At 71.1% G+C, this 22,561-nt stretch carries 22 protein-coding genes; 5 read left to right on the top strand and 17 right to left on the bottom strand.

Annotation, left to right across the window (positions count from 1 at the left end; translation table 11 throughout):
- Window positions 1–108: 108 nt before the first annotated feature.
- The 4 genes from ligA to ACZ5CW_RS33815 are packed head-to-tail and all read right to left on the bottom strand — an operon-like array spanning window position 109 to window position 4,604.
- The gene (ligA, locus tag ACZ5CW_RS33830) at window positions 109–2,304 is read right to left on the bottom strand and encodes an NAD-dependent DNA ligase LigA (protein WP_468608234.1); all 2,196 of its coding nucleotides are present in this window, start codon (window positions 2,302–2,304) and stop codon (window positions 109–111) included.
- A gap of 15 nt (window positions 2,305–2,319) precedes the next feature.
- Window positions 2,320–3,327, bottom strand: coding sequence for a methionine synthase (locus ACZ5CW_RS33825; RefSeq protein ID WP_468608232.1), 1,008 nt, complete (start codon window positions 3,325–3,327; stop codon window positions 2,320–2,322).
- Between the two features lie 31 nt (window positions 3,328–3,358).
- Entirely contained in the window at window positions 3,359–4,057 is a 699-nt protein-coding gene (locus tag ACZ5CW_RS33820) for an SDR family oxidoreductase (RefSeq protein WP_468608230.1), read from the bottom strand.
- A gap of 7 nt (window positions 4,058–4,064) precedes the next feature.
- Window positions 4,065–4,604, bottom strand: coding sequence for an LOG family protein (locus ACZ5CW_RS33815; RefSeq protein ID WP_468608228.1), 540 nt, complete (start codon window positions 4,602–4,604; stop codon window positions 4,065–4,067).
- Between the two features lie 51 nt (window positions 4,605–4,655).
- Here ACZ5CW_RS33815 and ACZ5CW_RS33810 point away from each other — a divergent pair, with 51 nt between their 5' ends.
- Together ACZ5CW_RS33810 and ACZ5CW_RS33805 are read left to right on the top strand one after the other, a co-directional pair.
- Entirely contained in the window at window positions 4,656–4,979 is a 324-nt protein-coding gene (locus ACZ5CW_RS33810; RefSeq protein WP_468608226.1) for a DUF427 domain-containing protein, read from the top strand.
- A 37-nt stretch (window positions 4,980–5,016) separates the two neighbouring features.
- Window positions 5,017–5,799 (top strand): alpha/beta fold hydrolase, encoded by a 783-nt coding sequence (locus ACZ5CW_RS33805; protein ID WP_468608224.1) that lies wholly within the window; start codon window positions 5,017–5,019, stop codon window positions 5,797–5,799.
- Between the two features lie 20 nt (window positions 5,800–5,819).
- On the opposite strand, the gene mnmA is transcribed toward ACZ5CW_RS33805, so the two are convergent.
- Window positions 5,820–6,950, bottom strand: coding sequence for a tRNA 2-thiouridine(34) synthase MnmA (mnmA, locus tag ACZ5CW_RS33800; protein ID WP_468608222.1), 1,131 nt, complete (start codon window positions 6,948–6,950; stop codon window positions 5,820–5,822).
- A gap of 60 nt (window positions 6,951–7,010) precedes the next feature.
- On the opposite strand from mnmA, the gene ACZ5CW_RS33795 reads away from it, so the two are divergent.
- Entirely contained in the window at window positions 7,011–7,739 is a 729-nt protein-coding gene (locus ACZ5CW_RS33795) for an N-acetylmuramoyl-L-alanine amidase (RefSeq protein ID WP_468608220.1), read from the top strand.
- A 240-nt stretch (window positions 7,740–7,979) separates the two neighbouring features.
- Here the strand turns inward: ACZ5CW_RS33795 and ACZ5CW_RS33790 are convergent, their stop codons facing one another.
- The 3 genes from ACZ5CW_RS33790 to ACZ5CW_RS33780 all read right to left on the bottom strand — a co-directional run bounded on the left by ACZ5CW_RS33790 (window position 7,980) and on the right by ACZ5CW_RS33780 (window position 9,893).
- The gene (locus ACZ5CW_RS33790) at window positions 7,980–9,149 is read right to left on the bottom strand and encodes a cysteine desulfurase family protein (RefSeq protein WP_468608218.1); all 1,170 of its coding nucleotides are present in this window, start codon (window positions 9,147–9,149) and stop codon (window positions 7,980–7,982) included.
- Window positions 9,150–9,403: 254 nt separating this feature from the next.
- Window positions 9,404–9,694, bottom strand: coding sequence for a DUF4190 domain-containing protein (locus ACZ5CW_RS33785; RefSeq protein WP_468608216.1), 291 nt, complete (start codon window positions 9,692–9,694; stop codon window positions 9,404–9,406).
- Between the two features lie 31 nt (window positions 9,695–9,725).
- Window positions 9,726–9,893: a hypothetical protein gene (locus ACZ5CW_RS33780; protein ID WP_468608214.1), complete on the bottom strand. Its 168-nt coding sequence runs from the start codon at window positions 9,891–9,893 to the stop codon at window positions 9,726–9,728.
- Between the two features lie 145 nt (window positions 9,894–10,038).
- Between ACZ5CW_RS33780 and ACZ5CW_RS33775 the strand changes: the two genes are divergently transcribed.
- On the top strand, window positions 10,039–10,665 hold the full coding sequence (locus ACZ5CW_RS33775; RefSeq protein WP_468608212.1) for a TetR family transcriptional regulator: 627 nt from the start codon (window positions 10,039–10,041) through the stop codon (window positions 10,663–10,665).
- A gap of 35 nt (window positions 10,666–10,700) precedes the next feature.
- On the opposite strand, the gene ACZ5CW_RS33770 is transcribed toward ACZ5CW_RS33775, so the two are convergent.
- The 3 genes from ACZ5CW_RS33770 to ACZ5CW_RS33760 all read right to left on the bottom strand — a co-directional run bounded on the left by ACZ5CW_RS33770 (window position 10,701) and on the right by ACZ5CW_RS33760 (window position 13,531).
- Window positions 10,701–11,132: a hypothetical protein gene (locus tag ACZ5CW_RS33770; RefSeq protein ID WP_468608210.1), complete on the bottom strand. Its 432-nt coding sequence runs from the start codon at window positions 11,130–11,132 to the stop codon at window positions 10,701–10,703.
- A 50-nt stretch (window positions 11,133–11,182) separates the two neighbouring features.
- The gene (locus ACZ5CW_RS33765) at window positions 11,183–12,160 is read right to left on the bottom strand and encodes a helix-turn-helix transcriptional regulator (protein WP_468608208.1); all 978 of its coding nucleotides are present in this window, start codon (window positions 12,158–12,160) and stop codon (window positions 11,183–11,185) included.
- A gap of 474 nt (window positions 12,161–12,634) precedes the next feature.
- Window positions 12,635–13,531, bottom strand: coding sequence for a thioesterase family protein (locus ACZ5CW_RS33760; RefSeq protein WP_468608206.1), 897 nt, complete (start codon window positions 13,529–13,531; stop codon window positions 12,635–12,637).
- Window positions 13,532–13,694: 163 nt separating this feature from the next.
- Between ACZ5CW_RS33760 and ACZ5CW_RS33755 the strand changes: the two genes are divergently transcribed.
- Complete coding sequence (locus ACZ5CW_RS33755) at window positions 13,695–14,993, top strand: alpha/beta hydrolase (protein ID WP_468608204.1); 1,299 nt, start codon at window positions 13,695–13,697, stop codon at window positions 14,991–14,993.
- Here the strand turns inward: ACZ5CW_RS33755 and ACZ5CW_RS33750 are convergent.
- The 6 genes from ACZ5CW_RS33750 to ACZ5CW_RS33725 form a co-directional block, all read right to left on the bottom strand.
- Window positions 14,902–15,561, bottom strand: a complete 660-nt coding sequence (locus ACZ5CW_RS33750) for a trimeric intracellular cation channel family protein (protein WP_468608202.1) — start codon at window positions 15,559–15,561, stop codon at window positions 14,902–14,904. The two genes, ACZ5CW_RS33755 and ACZ5CW_RS33750, sit on opposite strands and share 92 nt — an antisense overlap.
- Window positions 15,562–15,608: 47 nt before the next feature.
- Window positions 15,609–17,000, bottom strand: a complete 1,392-nt coding sequence (locus ACZ5CW_RS33745; protein WP_468608200.1) for a M1 family metallopeptidase — start codon at window positions 16,998–17,000, stop codon at window positions 15,609–15,611.
- Between the two features lie 100 nt (window positions 17,001–17,100).
- Window positions 17,101–18,618, bottom strand: a complete 1,518-nt coding sequence (locus tag ACZ5CW_RS33740; RefSeq protein ID WP_468608198.1) for an ABC transporter ATP-binding protein — start codon at window positions 18,616–18,618, stop codon at window positions 17,101–17,103.
- Window positions 18,615–19,709 carry an ABC transporter ATP-binding protein gene (locus tag ACZ5CW_RS33735; protein ID WP_468608196.1) on the bottom strand — a complete coding sequence of 365 codons (1,095 nt, stop codon included), beginning with the start codon at window positions 19,707–19,709 and terminating at the stop codon, window positions 18,615–18,617. The genes ACZ5CW_RS33740 and ACZ5CW_RS33735 overlap by 4 nt, the downstream gene beginning before the upstream one ends.
- On the bottom strand, window positions 19,706–20,713 hold the full coding sequence (locus tag ACZ5CW_RS33730) for an ABC transporter permease (protein ID WP_468608194.1): 1,008 nt from the start codon (window positions 20,711–20,713) through the stop codon (window positions 19,706–19,708). Before ACZ5CW_RS33730 ends, ACZ5CW_RS33735 begins: the two co-directional genes overlap by 4 nt.
- Before the next feature lie 72 nt (window positions 20,714–20,785).
- A complete protein-coding gene (locus ACZ5CW_RS33725) occupies window positions 20,786–22,537 on the bottom strand; it encodes an ABC transporter substrate-binding protein (protein WP_468608192.1) in 1,752 nt (583 codons plus the stop codon).
- Window positions 22,538–22,561: the final 24 nt, after the last annotated feature.

The following is a 22,561-nucleotide window of genomic DNA, read 5'->3' as shown; positions in this document are numbered from 1 at the left end:
CAGTAGGCCGCAGAAGGCTTCCACGGGCAGCGGTCGTCGACGGTTGCCCGAATGCGCCCGGGCCACCCGTATGCAACTGATATGCGCCGATCGGGTGGCCTTCAACCGCTACTCCCCGGTCGGAAGCGCGACTTCGGCCGCGGCTTCGGGGCCCTGCTCCAGGAGGACGGCGAAACCGTCCTCGTTCAGGACGGGAACCTTGAGTTGCATGGCCTTGTCGAACTTCGATCCGGGGTTGTCACCCACAACGACGAACGAGGTCTTCTTCGACACCGATCCGGTCACCTTCGCGCCCCGGCTCTGCAGGGCATCCTTGGCCCCGTCCCGGGTGAAGTTCTCCAGGGTGCCGGTCACGACGACCGTGAGCCCCTCCAGCGGGCGCGGGCCCTCGTCCTCACCGGTCGACTGGTCCTCGAGCGGGACTCCGGCGGCCTTCCACTTGCGGACGATCTCGCGGTGCCAGTCCTCGGCGAACCACTCCTTGAGCGCGGCGGCGATGATCGGGCCGACGCCGTCGGTGGCCGCCAGCTCCTCCTCGGTGGCCTGCTCGATGCGGTCGACGGATCGGAACTCGCGGGCGAGGGCCTGGGCCGCGACCGGGCCGACGTGCCGGATGGAGAGCCCGTTCAGGAAGCGGGCGAGCGGCCGGGCCTTCGCCGCCTCGATGTTCTCCAGCAGGGCCAGGGTGTTCTTCTTCGGCTCGCCCTTCTGGTTGGCGAAGACCGTGACGACCTTCTCCTCGCCCGTCCTGGGGTCGCGCTTGGGCAGACCGCTGTCGGGGTCGAGGACGTAGGCCTTGATGGGCAGCAGCTTCTCCACCGTCAGGTCGAACAGGTCGCCCTCGTCCACCAGCGGCGGGTCGGCCGGCTCCAGCGGGCGGGTGAGCGCGGCCGCGGCCACGGCGCCGAAGTTCTCGATGTCCAGGCACTCGCGGCCCGCGAGGTAGGAGACGCGCTCCCGCAACTGGGCGGGGCAGGTACGGGCGTTCGGGCAGCGGAGGTCGATGTCGCCCTCCTTCATGGGCCGCAGCGGTGTCCCGCACTCGGGGCACTCTCCCGGCATCACGAACTCCCGCTCGCCGCCGTCGCGCAGGTCGGCCACCGGGCCGAGGATCTCGGGGATGACGTCACCGGCCTTGCGGATGACCACGGTGTCCCCGATGAGCACGCCCTTGGCCTTGACGACCTCCTGGTTGTGCAGGGTGGCGAACTCGACCTCGCTGCCCGCCACCGTGACCGGCTCGACCTGGGCGTACGGCGTGACGCGGCCGGTGCGGCCGACGCCCACCTTGATGTCGATGAGCTTGGTGTTGACCTCTTCGGGCGCGTACTTGTAGGCGATCGCCCAGCGCGGCGCCCGCGCGGTGGAGCCGAGGCGGCCCTGGAGGCGGATCTCGTCCAGCTTGACGACCACCCCGTCGATCTCGTGCTCGACGGAGTGGCGGTTCTCGCCGTAGTACGCGATGAACTTCCGCACGCCGTCGAGGTCGTCGACCACCTTGTTGTGCCGGGAGGTCGGCAGGCCCCAGGTCTTGAGCAGGTCGTACGCCTGGGAGAGGCGGGTCATGCCCGTGAAGCCCTCCAGGGCGCCGATGCCGTGGACGACCATGTGCAGCGGGCGGGTGGCGGTGACCCGCGGGTCCTTCTGGCGCAGCGAACCGGCGGCGGCGTTGCGGGGGTTGGCGAAGGGCTTGTCACCGGCCGCGACCAGACGTTCGTTGAGTTCGAGGAACTTCTCCATCGGGAAGTAGACCTCGCCGCGGATCTCCACGAGGTCGGGGACCTCGTCGCCGTGCAGCCGGTCCGGGATCTCCGCGATCGTGCGGACGTTGGGCGTGATGTCCTCGCCGGTGCGGCCGTCGCCCCGCGTCGCCGCGCGCGTGAGGCGGCCGTTCTCGTAGGTGAGGTTGACCGCGAGGCCGTCGACCTTCAGCTCGCACAGGAAGTGGTAGTCCTGCTCGCCCAGTTCCCTGGCGATGCGGTCGGCCCAGGCGGCCAGCTCGTCGTCGTTGAAGGTGTTGTCGAGCGAGAGCATCCGCTGGCGGTGCTCGACCGCGGTGAACTCCGTCGCGTACGACCCCGCGACCTTCTGGGTCGGCGAGTCCGGGGTGCGCAGCTCCGGATACTCCTCCTCCAGGGCCTCCAGGGTCTTCAGGAGCTGGTCGAACTCCGCGTCGCTGATGACGGGAGCGTCCTTCACGTAGTACCGGAAGCGGTGCTCCTCGACCTGCTCCGCCAGCTGCGCGTGCTTCTCGCGGGCCTCGGCGGGCACCGCCGTCGTCTCCGCCTGCTTGTCGCCGGCCACCGTGTTGTCCTCCCGTTACTCTGGGTTGTCCGCGAGGGATCTCGCCGCCTGGACGCAGTGGGCGAGCGCTTGGCGCGCGTAGGCGGGGGACGCCCCCGCCAGACCGCACGCCGGGGTGACAGTGACCGCCTCCGCGAGCAGCCCCGGATGCAGGCCCAGCCTGCGCCACAACGTCCTGACACCCATGACGCTACCGGCAGGGTCTGACAATGGGCCGTCCGTGCCGGGGACGACACCGGCGAACAGCCGCGTCCCGCCCTCGACGGCCTCCCCAATCACCTCGTCGTCACGCTCGGTGAGCAGGGCGAAGTCGAAGGAGACGGCGGCCGCGCCGGCCCGGCGCAGCAGGGCGAAGGGGACGTCGGGGGCGCAGGAGTGGACCACGACGGGTCCGCCGCCGTGCGCCCCGATCACGTCCCGCAGGGTGGACTCGACGACCTGCCGGTCCACGGCCCGGTGCGTGCGGTAGCCGCTGGCGGTCTTCACCTGTCCGCGCAGCACGGCGGTGAGGGAGGGTTCGTCGAGCTGCAGCACGAGCCGGGCGCCGGGCACGCGCCGCCGCACCTCCGCCAGGTGCAGGCGCAGTCCCTCCGCCAGCGAGGCGGCGAGATCACGGCAGGCACCGGGGTCCGACAGCGCGGCCTCGCCGTTCCTCAGCTCCAGGGCTCCGGCCAGCGTCCACGGCCCGACCGCCTGTACCTTCAGGTCGCCCTCGTGGCCCTGCGTGAACTCCTCCAGGGCGTCCAGGTCCTCCCCCAGCCAGGAGCGGGCCCGCCTGGTGTCCCGGCCCGGCCGGTCCCCGATCCGCCAGCCGCTGGGCTCCACGCGCGCGTACAGCTCGACCAGCATCCCGGCGGTACGGCCGATCATGTCGGCACCGGGGCCCCGCGCGGGCAGCTCGGCAAGGAAGGGGAAGTCCTCGAAGGACCCGGTGGCGGTCTTGGCGGCCTCGCGCGCATCGCCACCGGGCAGGGACCCGACGCCGGTGGCCCCACCGAACCTGAACACGCTGTTTTCGCTCACCAGGGAAGCCTACGGAACCCTCCGGCCGGGATCAGCGCCCCGGCCGTACCGTCAGGTCGTTGACCTCCGCGTCCCTCGGCAGGTCCAGGGCCGTCAGGATCGTCGTGGCGACCGACTCGGGGTCGATCCACCGCGAGGCGTCGTACTCCTTGCCCTCCTGCTGGTGCACCTTGACCTGCATGGGGCTCGCCGTGCGGCCGGGGTAGACCGAGGTGACCCGGACACCGCCCGCGTGCTCCTCCTGGCGCAGGGAGTCGGCGAGGGCCTTCAGGCCGTGCTTGGAGGCGGCGTACGCGGACCAGCCGGCGTGCGCGTTGAGTCCGGCGCCGGAGTTGACGAAGATCACATGGCCGCGGGACGCGCGGAGCTGGGGCAGGAAGTGCCGGGTCAGCTCGGCGGGGGCGATCAGGTTGACGTTGAGCTGGTGGTGCCAGGACTTCGGGGTCAGGTCGCCGACGTCGCCGAGGTCCACGACTCCGGCGATGTGCAGCAGCGAGTCCACGCGGTCCGGGAGCGTCTGGTGGGAGAACGCCCAGGAGAGCCTGTCCGGGTCCGCGAGGTCGCCGACGAGGGTGCGCGCCCCCGGGAACTCGGCGGCCAGTTCCTTCGCCCGGCCCGCGTCACGCGCGTGCAGCACGAGTTCGTCCCCGCGCGCGTGCAGCCGGCGGGCCACGGCCGCGCCGATGCCCGAACCGGCCCCGGTGATCACATGAGTAGCCATGTCCGCCATGCTCGCATCAGTGGCCGCTGAGGTGCTCCTCCAGGTAGCCCAGGGCACCGGCCGGCTCGTCGGCGAAGAAGACCAGCTCGGACAGCGGTCGCGGCAGGAAGCCCTCGGCCTCCATGCGGCGGAACTGCTCCTGGAGGCCGTCGTAGAAGCCGGCGGTGTTCAGCAGCACGACCGGCTTGGTGGTACGGCCGTGCTTCTTCAGCTCCAGGATCTCGGTGGCCTCGTCGAGGGTGCCGGTGCCGCCGACCATGATCACCACGGCGTCGGCCTTGTCCAGCAGCAGCTTCTTGCGTTCGGCGAGATCGCCGGCGATGACCATCTCGTCCGCGCCGGGCCGCGCCTTGTTCGCGAGGAACTCCACGGAGACGCCCAGCAGCCTGCCTCCCGCCTCCTGCACGCCGTCGGCGACCACCTTCATCAGGCCGACGTCGGAACCGCCCCAGACCAGGGTGTGACCGGCCTTGCCGATCAGTTCCGCGAACTCGCGCGCGGGGCGCGTGTAACGCTCGTCGAGGTCGGCGGCGGACAGGAAGACGCAGATGTTCATGGCCCCTACCGTACGCGGGAAGAACTCGGGGCCGGCCGGCGCTGTCCTGGTATGGCACAAGGACACACGATCACCATCGAACCCGGCGAGCGGCACGTGCGCGTGGTGCGCGGCGACCAGGTGCTCGCGGAGACCGACCGTCCCCTCGTACTGCGCGAGACGGGCTGCCCGGTGCGTTACTACATCCCGGCCGAGGACGTGCGCCTGGATCTGCTGACCCCGTCCGACACCCATACGGTCTGCCCGTTCAAGGGCACGGCGTCCTACTGGTCGGTGCCGGACGCGCCCGATCTGGCATGGGCGTATCCGGATCCGAAACCGGACGTCGCCCGGATCAAGGATCACCTCTGCTTCTACGACGTCGACGTGTCGTGACCGATGAGTCCGGCACCGTGCGGCAGTCTGCACGGCCATGGACAAGAAGACGACTTCCCGCGACGGCACCTCCCTCGCGTACCAGGTGATCGGGCAGGGGCCCACGGTGATCCTGGTGAGCGGCGCGATGTCCACCGGCGGCACCGTGGCGCCCCTGGCCCACCGGCTCGCGGACCGCTGCACGGCCGTCGTCCACGACCGCCGCGGCCGCGGCGCGAGCGGTGACACACCGCCCTACGAGGTCGCCCGCGAGGTGGAGGACCTGGCGGCGCTGATCGACGCGGTGGGCGGCGATGCGGCGCTGTTCGGGGTCTCCTCGGGCGGCGCGCTGGTGCTGGAGGCGGCGGCGAGCGGGCTGCCGGTGAGCCGGGTCGCCGTGTACGAGGTGCCGTTCGCCGACTTCCTGCCGGGCGGCGCCGAGCGCGAGGCCGTCTACAAGGAGCAGTTGGGCAAGGCGCTCGCGGAGGGCCGGCGCGGGGACGCGGTGGAGCTGTTCCTGCGTCTGACGGGCCTGGCCGAGGAGATGATCCAGGGCGCCCGCCGGTCGCCGATGTGGGCCGGTATGGAGGCCGTGGCGCCGAGCCTCGCGTACGACGACGCGGTCATGGGCGACGGCCTGCTCCCCCGGGAACGGCTCGCCGCGGTCTCCGTGCCCGTGCTGTCGGTCGCGGGCGGGGCGAGCCCGAAGTTCCTGCGCGAGGCGTCCCGCGCGATCGCGGACACGGTGGCCCGGGGCACGTACCGGGTCCTGGAGGGGCAGACCCACGTGGTGGAACCGGACGTGCTCGGCCCCGTGCTGGCGGACTTCGTCGCGGGGTGAGGCGCGCTCCCCCGCGCGTGCTAGACCGCCGCCGCCGTCGCGCGCGTGGTCGTCGCGATCGTCGCCGAGCCCACGACCCGCGTGCCGTCGTACAGCACGATGGCCTGGCCGGGGGCGACACCGCGGACCGGCTCGGCGAAGGTGACCTTCAGCTCGCCGTCGACCGGCTCGGCGGTCACCTCGGTCTCGCCGCCGTGGGCGCGCAGCTGGGCGGTGTAGGTGCCCGGGCCGGCCGGGGCGGTGCCGCACCAGCGGGGCTTGATCGCGGTGAGCGCGGTGACGTCCAGGGCGGACGCGGGGCCTACGGTGACCGTGTTGGTGACCGGGGAGATGTCGAGGACGTAGCGCGGCTTCCCGTCGGCGGCCGGGGTGCCGATGCGCAGGCCCTTGCGCTGGCCGATGGTGTAGCCGTAGGCGCCCTCGTGCGTGCCCAGGCGGTTGCCGTCCTCGTCGACGATGTCGCCCTCGGCCTTGCCGAGCCGCTGGGCCAGAAAGCCCTGGGTGTCGCCGTCGGCGATGAAGCAGATGTCGTGCGAGTCGGGCTTCTTGGCCACCGCGAGGCCCCGGCGCTCGGCCTCGGCGCGGATCTCCTCCTTGGTGGTGACCGTGTCGCCGAGCGGGAACAACGCGTGGGCGAGCTGCCTGTCGTCCAGGACCCCGAGGACGTACGACTGGTCCTTGGCCATGTCGGAGGCGCGGTGCAGCTCGCGGGAGCCGTCCTCGTGCACGATCACCTTGGCGTAGTGGCCGGTGCAGACGGCGTCGAAGCCGAGGGCCAGTGCCTTGTCGAGCAGCGCGGCGAACTTGATCTTCTCGTTGCAGCGCAGGCACGGGTTCGGGGTGCGGCCGGCCTCGTACTCGGCGACGAAGTCCTCGACGACGTCCTCGCGGAAGCGGTCGGCGAGGTCCCAGACGTAGAACGGGATGCCGATGACGTCCGCCGCGCGGCGGGCGTCCCGTGAGTCCTCGATGGTGCAACAGCCCCGCGCGCCGGTACGGAAGGACTGCGGGTTCGCGGAGAGCGCGAGATGCACGCCGGTGACGTCGTGGCCGGCTTCCGCGGCGCGCGCGGCGGCGACGGCGGAGTCGACCCCGCCGGACATGGCGGCGAGGACGCGGAGGGGACGGGTGCGCTGCGGGGTGTCAGTCATAGCCCTTCCAGAGTACGGGGGCGCGGGAACCGGGTCCGCCGGATATCCGTTGGAGATCACATGGGGGCGAGCGAGGACCGCGCGGGGGCGGCGAAGGACGACACCGACCGTCGGCTGGGGCGGCGGGCCCTGCTGGCCGGCGGGGCCGCGGCCGCGGTGGGCACGGCCGTGCTGGCCCGCAAGGAGCTGTCCCGGCTGTGGTGGCGGCTGCCGGGCGTGGAGAAGCCACGGGTGGCGGGCGCGGTGGACTTCCGGGGGGCGCGCTGGGTGGCGGCCTCACCGGCGAACTACCGCCTGGCGGACCGGCCGGACGACTACCGCGTGGACCGGGTGGTCGTGCACGTCACCCAGGGCGGCTACGCGTCGGCGGTGAAGGTCTTCCGGGACCCGGCGCACGGGGCGGCCGCCCACTACATCGTGCGCAAGGACGGCCGCGTCACCCAGCTGATCCGAGAACTGGACGTGGCCTTCCACGCGGGCAACCGGCAGTACAACGAGCGCAGCGTCGGCATCGAGCACGAGGGCTTCGTGGAAGACGCCTCCTCCTTCACGGACGCCATGTACGCGGCTTCGGCGCGGCTGACGGCGGCGATATGCGAGCGGTACGGCCTGCCCGTGGACCGCGAGCACATCATCGGCCACGTGGAGGTGCCGGGCACGGATCACACGGATCCGGGGCCGCACTGGGACTGGGGACGCTATCTGAGGCTGGTGCGACAAGCGCGCGCGGCCGGGGCCCGACCGGCACGGCACAGCCGCGCCCTGCCGGCAAAAAAATCAAGGGATTAGCCCTTTTTGTCCGGCTCCGGGAGTTCTATTATGAGGGCAGGCCTACGAGACGAGTGAGGGAGTCCAAGCGGAGTAGCCGACTTCAGCGAGAGACGGACAGTCTCCGCTGGTGCCGACGTCGACGCTCGGGCTGAGAGGCCGAAAGGTTGCTTGGACAGAACCGGACGGCGACCCCCAGATACCTGATCCGGACCATGCCGGCGAAGGGAACCCGCCTCGTAGGTCGTTTCGTGTCTCAGCTCAGCTGAGCCCCGCCGCCCGGGCCCGTTCCACCGCCGGGCCGATCGCCTTGGCGACCGCCTCGACATCCGCCTCCGTGGAGGTGTGGCCGAGGGAGAAGCGCAGGGTGCCGCGGGCCAGATCCGGATCGGTGCCGGTGGCGAGCAGGACGTGGCTCGGCTGGGCGACACCCGCGGTGCACGCGGAGCCGGTGGAGCACTCGATGCCCTGGGCGTCCAGCAGGAGCAGCAGGGAGTCGCCCTCGCAGCCCGGGAAGGTGAAGTGCGCATTGGCCGGAAGACGACCCTCGGGCGCCGGGTCGCCGCCGAGGATCGCGTCCGGTACCGCGTCGCGGACGGCGTCGATCAACTGGTCCCGCAGGGCGCCGATCTCGCGCGCGAACCACTCGCGCTGCTCGGCGGCGAGGCGGCCGGCGACGGCGAAGGATGCGATGACCGGGACGTCGAGGGTGCCGGAGCGCACGTGCCGCTCCTGACCGCCGCCGTGCAGGACGGGGACGGGGGTGTACTCGCGGCCGAGCAGCAGGGCGCCGATGCCGTAGGGGCCGCCGACCTTGTGGCCCGAGACGGTCATCGCGGCGAGACCGGAGGCGGCGAAGTCGACCGGGACCTGGCCGAAGGCCTGGACCGCGTCGGAGTGCAGCGGGATGCCGAACTCGGCTGCGACGTCGGCGAGTTCACGGACCGGCAGGACGGTGCCGATCTCGTTGTTGGCCCACATCACGGTGGCCAGGGCGACGTCGTCGGGGTTGCGGGCGACGGCCTCGCGCAACGCCTCGGGATGGACGCGGCCGTAGGAGTCGACGGGGAGGTACTCGACGGTGGCGCCCTCGTGTTCGCCGAGCCAGTGCACGGCGTCGAGGACGGCGTGGTGCTCGACGGGGCTGGCCAGGACACGGGTGCGGGCCGGGTCGGCGTCGCGGCGGGACCAGTACAGGCCCTTCACCGCGAGGTTGTCGGCCTCGGTGCCGCCCGAGGTGAAGACGACCTCGCTGGGGCGGGCGCCCAGCGCTTCCGCGAGGGTTTCGCGGGACTCCTCGACCGTGCGGCGGGCCCGGCGGCCGGAGGCGTGCAGGGAGGACGCGTTGCCGGTGATGCTCAGCTGGGCGGTCAGTGCCTCCGCCGCCTCCGGGAGCATCGGGGTCGTGGCGGCGTGGTCGAGGTAAGCCATGGTGAGCCGATTCTACGGGGCCCTTGCGGTCGGCCTCGGCCGAGAGTGCCCCCGTCGGCCACGAGCGGCCGCCGTCGACCGGACGGCGCCTCGCGTGAGCCGCAACCGGGCTCGGTGGCGACGCGACCGGCACTGCCGGCGGTCGCGGCTCGGCCGGCCACGGTGGGGACGTGGTCGCGGCTGGGCTGCGGGCCCTTGCGGGCCGCCCCGTCGTCCTCGGGGCGTCAGCTCGTCCTCGGGGCGTCAGCCGTGGGTCACAGGCTCCAGGACACCGTGTGGGACAGCTCCATCGCGGTCACCAGGACCGCCAGGTCGGCCACCCCCAGGGCCAGGCCCAGGTAGGCACGGCCACGGCGGGCCGTCCCGCGCCAGAGGGCGACGGCGGCCAGGGCGATGGCGATCGGGCCGAGGAAGAGGTTGAGGACGAGCAGGCCGAGGAGGCCGAGGATGAAGGACGCGACAGCCATGCCGTCGGCGTCGCGGGTGCGCGGGTGGGGGCCGGCGGCGGTGTCGGTGCGGCCGGGGGCGGGTGCGGTGAGTTGCATGATGCTCAGCTCCTGAGGTCCTTTCCGGCGGTCAGTTGGCCGAGGTGCGGCGACGGCGGCCGTGGCGTTCGCGGATCGCGAAGACGCCGAGCCAGACGGCGATGGCGGCGGCCATCACGGCGGTGACGGTCAGCGGTGCGTGGGCCACGGTGCCCAGCACGACGCCGAACAGCATGAGTGCGGCGACGAGGAACAGCATGGGATCGAATCCCCCCTCCGGGGTGCCTCGTGTTCGGCCGGTGTGAAGTTTCGGTGAACAGTTGTAGTAACAGTTGTTCACTGACTTCGAGTCTAGCGCTTCCGACGGCTTTTCAATTCCAGAGAACAGTTGTTAACTGGATGACATGAGTCACACCCTCGGCATCCGGCAGGCCCAGAAGCAGAAGACCCGGCAGGCGTTCCTCGACGCGGCTCTCGCCCTGCTGGAGGAGCAGAGCCTGAGCAGCCTGGGTCTGCGCGAGGTCACCCGGGCCGTCGGTGTCGCCCCGACCGCCTTCTACCGGCACTTCCGCTCCACCGCCGACCTCGGCGTCGCCCTGGTCGACGAGGCGCTGGGCAGCCTGCATCCGATGGTGCGGACGACGGTGTCCACGACGGGCGACAGCGAGGAACGCATCACGCGTGCCATCGAGTTGATCGCGCACCACGTCGACGCGTACCCGGCACACGTCCGGTTCATCGCCCGCGAGCGGCACGGCGGCGTGCAGCCGGTGCGCGAGGCCATCCGGGACCAACTCGCCCGGTTCGCCGAGGAGGTGAAGGCCGAACTGGCCAAGGACCCGGAGGCGGTGGGCTGGAACGACGACGACCTGCTGATGCTCGCGCACCTCTACGTCGACCAGATGCTCATCACCGCCTCCCTGTTCCTGGAGGCGCTGGAGGCCACGGAGGAGGAGCGGGAGCGGGTGACACAGCTCGCCGTCCGGCAACTGCGGCTGATCAGCATCGGCCGCAGCCACTGGCTCGGCTGAGTCACTCCGCCGGCCGTCGGGACACGCCTTTCGGTTCAGCCCCGCTGGACCTGCCCCGCGGGCTGCCCGCCGGCCTGCCCCCCGCCCGGACCGCCGCAGCCGCCGTCCTGACCGCCACCGGAACGGCCCTGCCCACCCTGCCCGCCCTGGCCACCGGGCGCACCGCTCGGCGCACCCGAAGGCATCCCGCTCGGCACGCCCGAAGGCATCGCGCTCGGCGCACCCGAGGGCATCCCGCCGGGCGTGCCGGACGGCCTGGCCGTGGAGGCTCCCGAGGGCGCGCCGGAGGGAGCCCCGCCGGGCCGGCCGGACGCACCGCCCGTCGGCATCCCGGACGGGGCCCGGCAGCCCTGCTGCCCACCCGAGTCGCCACGGGTGGAGGAGGCGTCGCCGGAGCCGCACGCGGTCAGCAGCAGCGGCGTCGCGGCCAGGAGGGCGACGGCGGGAAGGAGACGGGCACGCTTCATGAGAGTCAGCAGGGCGAAGCGCGCGCCAAGTCCCGGTCCCACCCGGGGTTTCATTCGTCGGCCGGGCTCGCCCCCTGGTACAGGGCCGTGACGGAGCGGGCCCCCGCCAGCAGTTCCGCGCGGGCCTCGGGCGGGTCGAGGACCTCCACCCGGTCGGAGAACGCGAGGAGTTGGCGCACCGCACGCGGCACCGGGTACGACAGCCGGGCGGTGACCCATGCGCTCGTGCCGTCGTCGTCGGGCAGGTCCGTCAGCTGAGCGGCGACCATCCGCCGGAACAGGTCCAGGACCTCGCGCCGGACCCGCACGGTGACCTCGACCCCGTCCTCCCGCTCCTCCACCTGGCGGCGCAGCACCTCCCAGACGGCGCCGAGTTCGACTCCGTCCCGCCGCCGGACGGGCTCGTCCAGCAGCCGGGCCGAGTGCACCCGGTCGGCGCGGAACAACCGGGGGGCACCCCGCCGGTCGGCGACCAGGTACCAGACGCCGGCCTTGGCGACCAGGCCGTAGGGGTCCACGGTGTACGTCCGCGGCTCCCGCTCCCCGCTGTGCCGGTAGCGCAGTCTCAGTCGCCGGTCGGAGAAGACCGCGTCCTGGAGCACCTGGAGGTCGACGGCCTGCCGCGGGCCGCTCTTCCAGCGGGTCGCGTCGACCAGGATGCGCCGGCTGGTCACCTCGGCGGCGGGCCGGTGCGGCGCCGGGAGCGCGGCCATCACCTTGCGCAGGGCCGAGCCTAGGGCCGCGTCGAGACCGAGTGCGGCGTGTGCGCCCTGAGCGGCCAGTACGAACAGGGCGCGGGACTCGTCGGCGGTCAGCCCGGTGACGTCCGTGCGGAAGCCGGCGAGCAGTTCGATGCCGCCGTGCCGGCCGCGCTCGGCGTAGACCGGGACGCCGGCGGCCGAGAGCGCCTCGATGTCCCGGTAGACGGTGCGGACCGACACCTCGAGCCGGTCGGCGAGTTCGTGCGCGGGGACGCGGCCCCGGGTCTGCAGGAGCAGCAGGATCGACAGCAGCCGGCCGGACTTCACCGCGCCAGGATCCCGCCGTGCGGGTGGCCGGGGCAAATGGCCGACGGCCGTTGTCAGGTTCTCCGGGAAGCCCCTGTCGAGCACCCACGCGAAGAAAGGCCGGCCATGCCCACCGATCCCCGCCCGCTGTACACCCGCGCCACGGCCCCAGGCCGCCCGGCTCATCCGGACCGTACGCCCCGACAGCTGACCGGCCCCACTCCCTGTGCCGAGTTCGACGTGCGCACGCCGCTGGGCCATGTCGTCGGCGGCACCCGCCGGATCGCCCTCGTCGGCGAGGGCGGCGACGGTGCGACCGTGCCGCTGTTCGCCCCCTCCCGCTCGACCCGGAGCCGGCCGAGTTCTCCCTCGCCGCCGCGTACGAGGCCCTGCCGGACGGACCGCGTGAGGGCCGTCCCTTCGGCGCACCGGTGCCGGCCCCCGCGGGGGCCGGCGCCTACGAGCGGCTTGCGGCCTGGCTGGGGCGCGAGCCGCTCAGCCGAGCCTGACCCGGGCGAGCTGCCGGGACTGGGCGACCAGGCGGTCCTCGCTGTCCCAGACCTCGGCGTCCTCCTCCAGGAAGCCGCCGGCCAGGTTGCGGGTGGTGATGGACACCCGCAGCGGGCCGGGGGCCGGACGGTGGCGGACGTGGACGGTGAGTTCGACCGTGGGCACCCAGCCCATGAGGCCGATCTCGAAGGCGGTCGGCGGCAGGGCGTCCACCGTGAGCAGCAGGGAGAGCGGGTCGGCGTCGCGGCCGTCGGCGAGGCCGAACCAGGCCCGCATCTCCCCCTTGCCGGAGGGGGCACCGAGCGCCCAGCCGAGGGTGGCGGGGTCCAGCTTGATCATCAGCCGCTCGGTGATGGCCGAGCTGCCCGGCACCGGAGCGGGAGAGTCGTCGGGGCCGAAGCACTGCTCCAGCGGCGGGATCGCGGGCGGGGTCGCCGTCGTACGGACGTCGTCGGGGAGGGCGGCGAGATCGCCGTAGGAGGCGAGGACGCGGATGCGCTCGACCTCGTTGCCCTCGTCGTCGTACTGGAAGAGCGAGGCCTGGCCGGTGGAGAGGGTGCGGCCGGTGCGCACCTGCTCCGTGCGGATGACCGCCGGGCCCGGCTGGGAGGCGGTCAGGTAGTGCGCGGAGACGGTGAAGGGGTCCGGGTGCGGGAGGGTGTCCGCGAGGGCCCTGCCGAGCACGGCCAGCAGATAGCCGCCGTTGACGGCGCTGATGATGGTCCAGCCGGCCGAGAGGTCGATGTCGTAGACGCCGGGCGCGCGCCGGGTGACCGCCGTGTCCCGGTCGAACTCGCTGTCGCCGATCACGGCCCGCGTCGGGGGTCCCCCCGCGCGAGCGAAGCCGAGAGGGGCGGAGGGGGCGGAAGCTGCTTCTGGCATGGATGAACGGTACAACAGGAAATTACTAAGCGGTAGCTTTGGTTGTTGCGGGCGGATGACATCCTCCGGCTGCCGCGCCGCCCCCGGTGGGATCCCGGCAATTTCTCGGTAAGTGTCCCGACACGTCCACAACCCGGGGCCCGTGATTCCCCTCTAGGAGGGCATGAGCCTCACCGGGACCCCGTTCCTCTGCACGGCCGTCGCACTGGCCGTGGTCGCCCTCGTCCTGCCGCTCGCGCTGTGGTCGCGCCTGCGCGGGCCCAGGCCCCTGCGGGCGGCGGCGCGGGTACTGATGCTGCTGTTCGCCCAGGGCACGGCCGTCACGCTGGTCTTCGTCCTGGTCAACAACCAGAACAGCCTGTACGACGACTGGGCCGACCTGCTCGGCACCGGCGACCACGTCCAGCGGGCCGCGGACCTGGGCCCGGACGGTACCGGCGGGATCGCGGTGAAACGGTTGCCCAGGGTCGAGCAGCGCTTCACGGCGGCCCACGGGCCCGGCATGGGTGCGGCCGGGGGCGTCCGGGTCACCCAGCTCAAGGGCCGCGTCTCGGGCGTGAACGCGGAGGTCTACGTCTGGCTGCCGCCGCAGTACGACGACCCGGCCTACCGGCACCGCACGTTCCCGGTGGTCGAGCTGCTGCCGGGCTACCCCGGATCCGCCAAGGCGTGGTTCGGGTCGCTGGGGGCCCACGAGCAGCTGCTGCCGCTGATGAGGAGCGGGCGGGTGGCACCGTTCATCCTGGTCGCCCCGCGCACCAACCTGCTGGCCGGAGCCGACACCGGCTGCGCCAACATCCCGGGCCAGGTCAACGCCGACAGCTGGCTCAGCATCGACGTGCCGAAGATGGTCACGGACAACTTCCGGGCCCGGCCGGCGCCCCAGGGCTGGGCGGTGGCCGGGTACTCGGCGGGCGCGCACTGCGCGGCCAAGCTGGCGGTGGCCCACCCCGACCGCTACCGGGCCGCGGTGAGCCTGTCCGGCTACAACGACCCGATCGGCGAACGCGGCTCCCTCGCCGCCCAGACCCCCGCCCTGCGCGCCGAGAACAATCCCTACCTGCTGCTGAGGAAGGCGCCCGTGCCGCCCCGGGTCGCGCTGTACCTCTCCGGTGAGTCCGGCGACGGCTACCAGGCGGGCGTGGCCCTGGAGTCCGTCGCCAAGGCTCCTACGACCGTGCACGTGGTGTTCCTGCCGCGCAGCGCCGGCGGCCACACCATGGCGCTGTGGCGGCCACAGGTCCCGGAGGTCTTCCGCTGGCTGACCCTGCAGACGGGCGAGAACCACGCCGGGGGACGGGACGGCTCCGGCGGCGGAGCCACCGGTTCCCTCACGCGGACCGAGGCCGGGGCCACCGGATCCACCGCGGCTACTCCTCGGTCACGGTCGACCGGCGGTTCCACGCACGCGGCGCTCGCCAGTGGTACCGCATCGCGAGCAGCCGCAGCACGAAGCCGGTGACGACCGCGAGCCCGCTGGTGAACGGGGTCAGGGCGTCGTAGTGGATGAACAGCACGACCATCGTGGCACCGACGATAGCCGGGACGGCGTACAGATCGCGGTCCCAGCGCAGCAGGGACGGGACCTCGTTGGCGAGGACGTCCCGCAGCACGCCGCCGCCGACGGCGGTGGCGAGGCCCAGGGTCGCCGACGCGGTGAGATTGAGGCCGTAGCTGTACGCCTTCGTCGTACCGCTCACGCAGAACAGGCCGAGACCGGCCGCGTCGAAGACGAGCACCGCCGCCTGGATGCGCTCCACGTGCGGGTGCAGGAAGAAGACGACGAGCGCGGCCAGCAGCGGGGTGACGAAGTACCCGAGGTCCGTGAAGGCGGCCGGGGGCACGGCCCCGATGACCAGGTCGCGGAACAGCCCTCCGCCCAGTGCGGTGACCTCGGCGAGGACGGCGATGCCGAAGACGTCGAAGTTCTTCCGGACGGCCAGCAGCGCGCCGGAGATCGCGAACACGAAGATGCCGATGACATCGAGCGTGTGCTGGACGGAGGGACTGAAGAGTTGCTGGAGCTGCACCCTGACATTCTTACCTGTCGAAGCGCCTGAACCTTACAAAGCCAGGCTCACAGGCTCGGTTTCCCTGTTGTGAACAGCCAGGCATCGAAGAGATCGTCCAGCTGCCGCCCGCTGACGTGCTCGGCGAGGCGGATGAAGTCGGCGGTGTCCGCGTTGCCGTACCGGTGGAGCTTCGTCCAGGCGGGCAGCAGCTCGAAGAAGGCGCTGTCGCCGATCCGCTCGCGCAGCGCCTGGAGCGTCATCGCCCCGCGCTGGTAGACGGCGGAGGCGAACATCGTGTCGCGCTGTGGGTCGGCCACCTCGATCTGCCAGAAGGCGGAGTCGGCCGGGCGGGCGTTGTAGCCGGCCAGGAAGGAGTCGTGGGCGGAGCGGGTGCCCTGGTGCTCCGCCCACAGCCACTGGGCGTAGGTGGCGAAGCCCTCGTTGAGCCAGATGTCCTTCCACCGCGCCACGCTCACCGAGTCGCCGAACCACTGGTGGGCCAGCTCGTGCACGATGGTCGTCTCGCTGCGCACGGCCGAGTAGGCGGGCTTGCTCTGCACCTCCAGCGAGAACCCGGCCTCGGGCATGTCGTCGACGATCGCGCCGGTCTCCTCGAAGGGGTACGGCCCGAAGACCTGGGACCAGTAGTCGGTGGCCGCGGAGGTGACGGCGTACACGTCGACGTTGTTGCTGTTCTTCAGCACCGGGTCGACGGCGACATAGACCGGGATGCCGCCGGGGGTCCGCCCGGTGCGCACGTCGAACTTCCCGATGGTGGCCGTCGCGAGGTACGTGGCCATGGGCCTGCGCTCCCGCCAGTGGGTGTACGTCGAGCCGCCCTTGTCGTACGTCGACACGAGCCGGCCGTTGGAGACGCCGGTCAGGCCCCGCGGTGCCTTGATCCGGATGTCGTAGGTCGCCTTGTCGGAGGGGTGGTCGCTGGACGGGAACCAGGTCGAGGCGGCGTTGGGCTCACAGGCGACGAAGACTCCGTCGTCGGTCTTCATCCAGCCGTACGAGGAGCCGAACACGATGGGGCCGCCGAGGGCCTGCGGCACACCGCCGTAGGTGACGCTCACGGTGAAGTCCCGTCCGGCGCGCAGACTGTGCCGCGGGGTGACGGTGACCTCGTCACCGTCACGGGTGAACCGGGCGCGTCTGCCGTCGACTTCGACCCTGGTGATCTCCAGCTGCTGCAGGTCGAGGTCGAAGGAGGAGAGCTTGCGGGTGGCGCGGGCCGTGAGGGTCGTACGGCCGTCCAGGCGGCCGGTGTCCGGGGCGTAGGCGATGTCCAGGTCGTAGTGCCGGGCGTCGAAGCCGCCGTTGCCCAGCCGAGGGAAGTAGGTGTCGCCGATGCCGGGAGCGCCTGGGGTCGGGGCGGCGGAGGCGGCGATGACGAGGAAGGAGGCCGCCGCGGTGGCGAGCGAGCCTAAACGTGCCGAACGGGAGAGTGCCATGAATCGTCCCTTTCGAGCGTGTACCGATCAGTGGTCGGACACGGACGACTCTGCACTCTCCCGCTCGGGCATGTGCATGACTTTGCCCAGTTGTCATGCGTTACTTGTCGGTTGACTCCTGGGAGTCCTTCCCGGCCTTCTCGGTCGAGACCTTCGCGCCGGGGCCGGTCTTCGCGCCGGACTCCGCCGCGGTCTCGGAAGCAGCGGCCTCCTCGGCAGCCGCCTCGTCCTCGGAAACGGCCGCGTCGCCGTCGGAAGCCGCGTCCTCCGCAGCCGGAGCCTCTTCCTCGGAAGCCGGAGCCTCCTCCTCGGAAGCCGACGCCTCCTCGGACACAGCCGCGTCCTCAGCAGCCGGAGCCTCCTCAGAGACAGCCGCGTCCTCGGCAGCCGGAGCCTCCTCCTCGGAGACGGCCGCCTCTTCGGAAGCCGCCGCCTTCTCGGCGACCGGCTCCTTCTCGGCGACCGGCTCCTTCTCCGCCGCACCGCCGGAGGCCACCGCGTCCGGAACCAGTTCCGACGCCGCCTTCGCCACCGACAGCAGGACCGTGTCCTGCGGCGCCTGGTCGGCGAAGTTCTCCGGGTGGTGGCAGGCGACCCGCTGACCCGGCTTCAGCTCCACGAGCTGCGGCTCGGTCGTCTTGCAGATCTGCGTCGCCTTCCAGCACCGGGTGTGGAAGCGGCAGCCGGAGGGCGGGGCGATGGGCGAGGGCACGTCGCCGCGGAGCAGGATGCGCTCGCTCTTCTGCCCACGGCGCTTGGTGTCCGGCACCGGCACGGCCGACATCAGCGCCTTGGTGTACGGGTGCATCGGCGCCTGGTACAGCGAGCTGCGGTCGGCCAGCTCGACGATCTTGCCGAGGTACATCACCGCGATCCGGTCCGAGACGTGCCGGACGACGGACAGGTCGTGCGCGATGATCACGTAGGTGAGGCCGAGTTCCTGCTGGAGGTCGTCCATGAGGTTGACGACCTGCGCCTGGATCGACACGTCCAGCGCGGACACCGGCTCGTCCGCCACCACCAGCTTCGGCTTCAGGGCGAGCGCGCGGGCGATGCCGATGCGCTGGCGCTGACCGCCGGAGAACTCGTGCGGGTAGCGGTTGTAGTGCTCCGGGCTCAGACCCACCAGTTCGAGGAGCCGCTGGACCTCCTTCTTCACCCCGCCCTCGGGCTCCACGCCCTGGAGCCGGAAGGGCGCCGAGACGATCGAGCCGATGGTGTGACGGGGGTTCAGGGAGCCGTACGGGTCCTGGAAGATCATCTGGATGTCGCGGCGCAGCGGACGCATCTGCCCGGTGCTCAGCCGCGTGATGTCCTGGCCCTCGAAGGTGATCTTCCCGCCGGTCGGGTCCTGCAGCCGGGTGATGACCCGGCCCATGGTCGACTTGCCGCAGCCCGACTCGCCGACCACGCCCAGGGTCTCGCCCTTGCGCACCTCGAAGTCGATGCCGTCGACGGCCTTCACGGCGCCGACCTGGCGCTGCAGGATGCCCTTCTTGATCGGGAAGTGCTTGGTCAGGCCCTCGACCCGGAGCAGCACCTCGCGGTCCTCGGGAGCCGACGCCTGCTTCGGGATCGCGGCCTCGGCGGCAGTGTCCGTCTTCTTGGTCTCACTCACAGCTTCGGCGCAATCTCTTCGGTCCAGATCCGCTGGCGGTCCTCGGTCGAGAGGTGGCAGGCGGACCAGTGTCCGGTGCTCACCTGCTCCAGCTCGGGGCGCACCGTGCGGGTGGCGTTCCCCTTGGGGATGTCCGCGTACGGGCAGCGCGGGTGGAAGGCGCAGCCCGAGGGGACGTTGATGAGGCTCGGCGGGGAGCCCTTGACCGGGATGAGCCGTTCGGAGGTCTCGCGGTCGATGCGGGGCATCGAGCCGAGCAGGCCCCAGGTGTAGGGGTGCTGCGGCTGTTCGAAGACCTCGCCGGCCGGACCGCGCTCCACACACCGGCCGCCGTACATCACGAGGACGTCGTCGGCGATCTCGGCGACCACACCGAGGTCGTGGGTGATCATGATGACCGCGGAGCCGAACTCCTTCTGCAGGTCCCGGATCAGGTCGAGGATCTGCGCCTGGACGGTCACGTCGAGGGCGGTGGTCGGCTCGTCAGCGATGAGCAGCTCGGGGTTGTTCACCAGCGCCATGGCGATCATGGCGCGCTGGCGCATACCGCCGGAGAACTCGTGCGGGTAGCCGTCGACACGCTTGGCGGGCTCGGGGATGCCGACGCGGTCGAGCATCTCGATGGCCCGCGTGCGGGCGACCTTCTTGCTGACGTCGTGGTGCACCCGGTAGGCCTCGACGATCTGGTCGCCGACCTTGTAGTAGGGGTGCATCGCGGACAGCGGGTCCTGGAAGATCATCGCCATCTCGCGGCCGCGGAGCTTGCGCACCTCGTCCGGGGCGGCGGAGACCAGTTCCTTGCCGTCCAGCCAGATCTCGCCGGACATCTGCACGTTCTTGCCGCGGGTGCCGAGCCGGTGCAGGCCCATGATGGCCTGCGAGGTGACGGACTTGCCGGAGCCGGACTCGCCGACGACGGCGAGGGTCTTGCCCTTCTCCAGCGAGAAGCTGAGCCCGTCGACGGACTTGACCAGGCCGTCGTCGGTCGGGAAGTGCACCTTGAGGTCGCGGACCTCGAGGAAGGCCTCGGGTGCCTTGCCGGTGGAGGTGGGCTCGCCCACGGCGGCGCCGGTCTTGGAGAGTTCGGTCACGAGAGCCTCACCCGCGGGTCGGCGGCGGCGTAGAGCACGTCCACCAGGAGATTTGCGATCACGACGAAGAAGGCGGCGAGCAGGGTCACGCCGAGGATCTTGGGCAGGTCGTTGTCGGTGATGCCCTGCACCGCGTACTGGCCGATGCCGGGCAGCGAGAAGACGCTCTCGGTGATCACGGCACCGCCGAGCAGCAGGCCGATGTCCATGCCGAAGACGGTGATGATCGGGGTGAGGGCGGCCCGCAGACCGTGCCGGACGACGACCTTGCGCTCGCGCAGGCCCTTGGCGCGGGCCGTGCGGATGAAGTCCTCGTTCATCGTCTCCAGCATGCCCGAGCGGGTGAGCCGGGCGTAGATGGCGGAGTAGAGCAACGCCAGCGAACACCACGCGGGGAAGAGGGTGTTGGCCCACTGCGAGGGGTTCTCGGTGAACGGGACGTAGGTCTTGCCGAAGATCGGCCATTGGTATTCGAAGAGCAGGATCGCCAGGTTGCCCGTGAAGAACATGGGCAGCGAGACGCCGGCGAGCGCGATGCCCATGAAGCCCCGGTCGAGCACCGAGCGCGGCTTCAGCGCCGAGACGACACCGGCCACCACACCCGAGATCAACCACAGGACGGCGGCACCCACGGCCAGCGAGAGGGTGATCGGAAGACGTGAGGTCAGCTCCGGCCAGACTGCCTGGTGGTTCTTGAAGGAGTAACCGAAGCAGGGCGCGTCGCAGTGCACCGTGGTGGGGCCGAGGTCGTAGGTGGCGCCGGCCACGATCCCCTTGATGAAGTGCCAGTACTGGACGTAGACGGGCTGGTCCAGACCGAGGTTGTGCTTGACAGCGGCGATGTCCGCCTTTGAGGGGCTCTTGCCGATGTACTGCTGCGCCAGCTGGTCCGCTGTCTGGCCGACGAGCCGTGGCAGCAGGAAGAAGATGGCGAAGGTGACCGCGGAGACGACCAGCAGCAGGATCACTGCCGCGAACGTCCGGCGGAGGATGTACGAGATCACGGGGACCGGCGCTGGTGCCCGCGGGCCGCGAAGCCCGCGGGCACCAATGCCTTCACCTGCCTTCCGGGGCTGCTACTTCGACGCGACGCCGATGTTGAGGTAGTCGTACTGACCGCTGAAGGCCGCCGTGGAAACCAGGTTGGTGTAGTTCTGCGGGCGGGCGAGCAGGACCTTGAAGTAGGTCAGCGGGACGAGGACGGCATCGTCCATGGTCTTCTTGTCGATCTGCGTGTAGAGGCTGTTGCGCTCGGTGTCGTCCTGGGTACCGATCGCCTTGCCCAGCAGAGCGTTGACGTCCTTGTTGTCGTACTGCGACAGGTTGGTGTTACCGGACTGGCTGATCGCCTTGCCGTTCAGGATCTGCTGCAGGAAGCCGTAGCCGGAGGGCCAGTCGGCACCCCACTGCATCATCTCCAGGCCGATGTTCTGCTTCTTGGTGAACTTCGGCACACCCGCGTAGTCGGTGAAGTACTTGCCGGACGGGTACTGCTTGAGGGTGGCGTTGATGCCGACGCTCTTCAGCGAGTTGATGATCGCCGTGGCGGCGTCGATCTCCTGCGGACGGTCCGAGCGGGCCGAGATGTTCGTCGAGATCGACGACTTGCCGCAGGCCTTCAGCTGCTCCTTGGCCTTGGCGGCGTCACCCTTGTTGCCCGAGGTGGCGTAGGCGTCGGCCTTCTCGTAGCCCGGGATGTCCGGCGGCAGGACCGTGGAGGCGACCTCACCGCGGATCGGGCCGCCCTCGGCGGTCTGCACCGAGACCTTGTCGATCGCGTACTGCACGGCCTTGCGGCACTCGACCTTGTCGAACGGCGCGACCGTGGTGTTGATCGCCAGGTAGACCAGACGGCCACCGTAGGTGTTGTCCGTGTTGGCCTTCTTCGAGGCGTCGGTGAGCACCTTGGCCTGCGTGGAGGCCTGGACACCCGTACCGGCCAGGTCGATCGCGTCGCCGGCCAGGACGTCCTGGTCGATGGTCTCCGGGTTGACCTTCAGCTTGACGACGATCTTGTCCGGCAGCTGCTTGCGCAGCGGGTCCGTCTTCGCGTCCCAGTTCTCGTTGCGCACCAGGACGGCCTGCTTGCCGTCCTCGTAGCTCTGGAACTTGTAGGAGCCCGAGGAGACGATGTGCTTGACGTAGTCGACGCCGGTGTCCTTCGCCTTGGGCACCGGAGCCGTCTGCGGGGCGGCGACCAGGTAGTCGAACTCCTGGAAGGCCTGCTTCAGGTGGAAGACGATCGTGGTGTCGTCCGGCGTCTGGATGGAGGACAGACCCTTGGCGCTCTTGTCCTTGTACGGGCCCTTGTACTTGTCGCCGTCGGCCATGAACTGCTGGAAGTAGTTCGGGCCGAGGGAGAGCACGTCACGCGCGAAGTTGGAGCGCTCGACGGCGTACTTGACGTCCTTCGAGGTGATCGGCGAGCCGTCCTCGTACTTCAGGCCCGCACGCAGCTTGTACGTCCAGGTCTTGCCGCCGTCGCTCGGGACGCCCTTGCTCGCCGCGAGGTCCGGGACGAGGGTGTTGCCCTTCTCGCCCGCACCGGGCTGGAAGGTCATCAGCGGGCGGGCGTACAGCCGGCTGAGGTTGTACATGTAGGCGTAGTACGTGTTGCCCGGGTCGAACGAGTCCGGGACGTCGGACAGCTCGTAGGTGAGCGTGCCGCCCTTCTTGTCGGACGCGTTGACGACGCCCTTGGTCGCGGCGTTGGCCCCGGCCGACTTGGTGCCGTTCTCGTTCTTGTTGTCATCGGCCTTGCTGCAGCCTGCGAGAAGCAGGCTGACGGAGCCGATGGCCGCCATAGCGGCCAGCGCTGACCTTCGCATGATGGGCGCTTTCCCCTCCATTGT

Source organism: Streptomyces sp. NPDC031379 (assembly GCF_055569615.1).
This window is presented reverse-complemented; position numbering and strand designations above follow the sequence as displayed.

Bases quoted from the DNA above. Each gene is read 5' to 3' on its own strand.
- ACZ5CW_RS33770 (WP_468608210.1), bottom strand. From the start codon at position 11,132: ATGAAGCGTGCCCGTCTCCTTCCCGCCGTCGCCCTCCTGGCCGCGACG.
- ACZ5CW_RS33755 (WP_468608204.1), top strand. From the start codon at position 13,695: ATGAGCCTCACCGGGACCCCGTTCCTCTGCACGGCCGTCGCACTGGCC.
- ACZ5CW_RS33780 (WP_468608214.1), bottom strand. From the start codon at position 9,893: ATGCTGTTCCTCGTCGCCGCACTCATGCTGTTCGGCGTCGTGCTGGGC.
- ACZ5CW_RS33820 (WP_468608230.1), bottom strand. From the start codon at position 4,057: ATGGCGGACATGGCTACTCATGTGATCACCGGGGCCGGTTCGGGCATC.
- ACZ5CW_RS33745 (WP_468608200.1), bottom strand. From the start codon at position 17,000: ATGGCACTCTCCCGTTCGGCACGTTTAGGCTCGCTCGCCACCGCGGCG.
- ACZ5CW_RS33815 (WP_468608228.1), bottom strand. From the start codon at position 4,604: ATGAACATCTGCGTCTTCCTGTCCGCCGCCGACCTCGACGAGCGTTAC.
- ACZ5CW_RS33785 (WP_468608216.1), bottom strand. From the start codon at position 9,694: ATGCAACTCACCGCACCCGCCCCCGGCCGCACCGACACCGCCGCCGGC.
- mnmA (WP_468608222.1), bottom strand. From the start codon at position 6,950: ATGACTGACACCCCGCAGCGCACCCGTCCCCTCCGCGTCCTCGCCGCC.
- ACZ5CW_RS33775 (WP_468608212.1), top strand. From the start codon at position 10,039: ATGAGTCACACCCTCGGCATCCGGCAGGCCCAGAAGCAGAAGACCCGG.
- ACZ5CW_RS33810 (WP_468608226.1), top strand. From the start codon at position 4,656: ATGGCACAAGGACACACGATCACCATCGAACCCGGCGAGCGGCACGTG.
- ACZ5CW_RS33760 (WP_468608206.1), bottom strand. From the start codon at position 13,531: ATGCCAGAAGCAGCTTCCGCCCCCTCCGCCCCTCTCGGCTTCGCTCGC.
- ACZ5CW_RS33795 (WP_468608220.1), top strand. From the start codon at position 7,011: ATGGGGGCGAGCGAGGACCGCGCGGGGGCGGCGAAGGACGACACCGAC.
- ACZ5CW_RS33805 (WP_468608224.1), top strand. From the start codon at position 5,017: ATGGACAAGAAGACGACTTCCCGCGACGGCACCTCCCTCGCGTACCAG.
- ACZ5CW_RS33790 (WP_468608218.1), bottom strand. From the start codon at position 9,149: ATGGCTTACCTCGACCACGCCGCCACGACCCCGATGCTCCCGGAGGCG.
- ACZ5CW_RS33725 (WP_468608192.1), bottom strand. From the start codon at position 22,537: ATGCGAAGGTCAGCGCTGGCCGCTATGGCGGCCATCGGCTCCGTCAGC.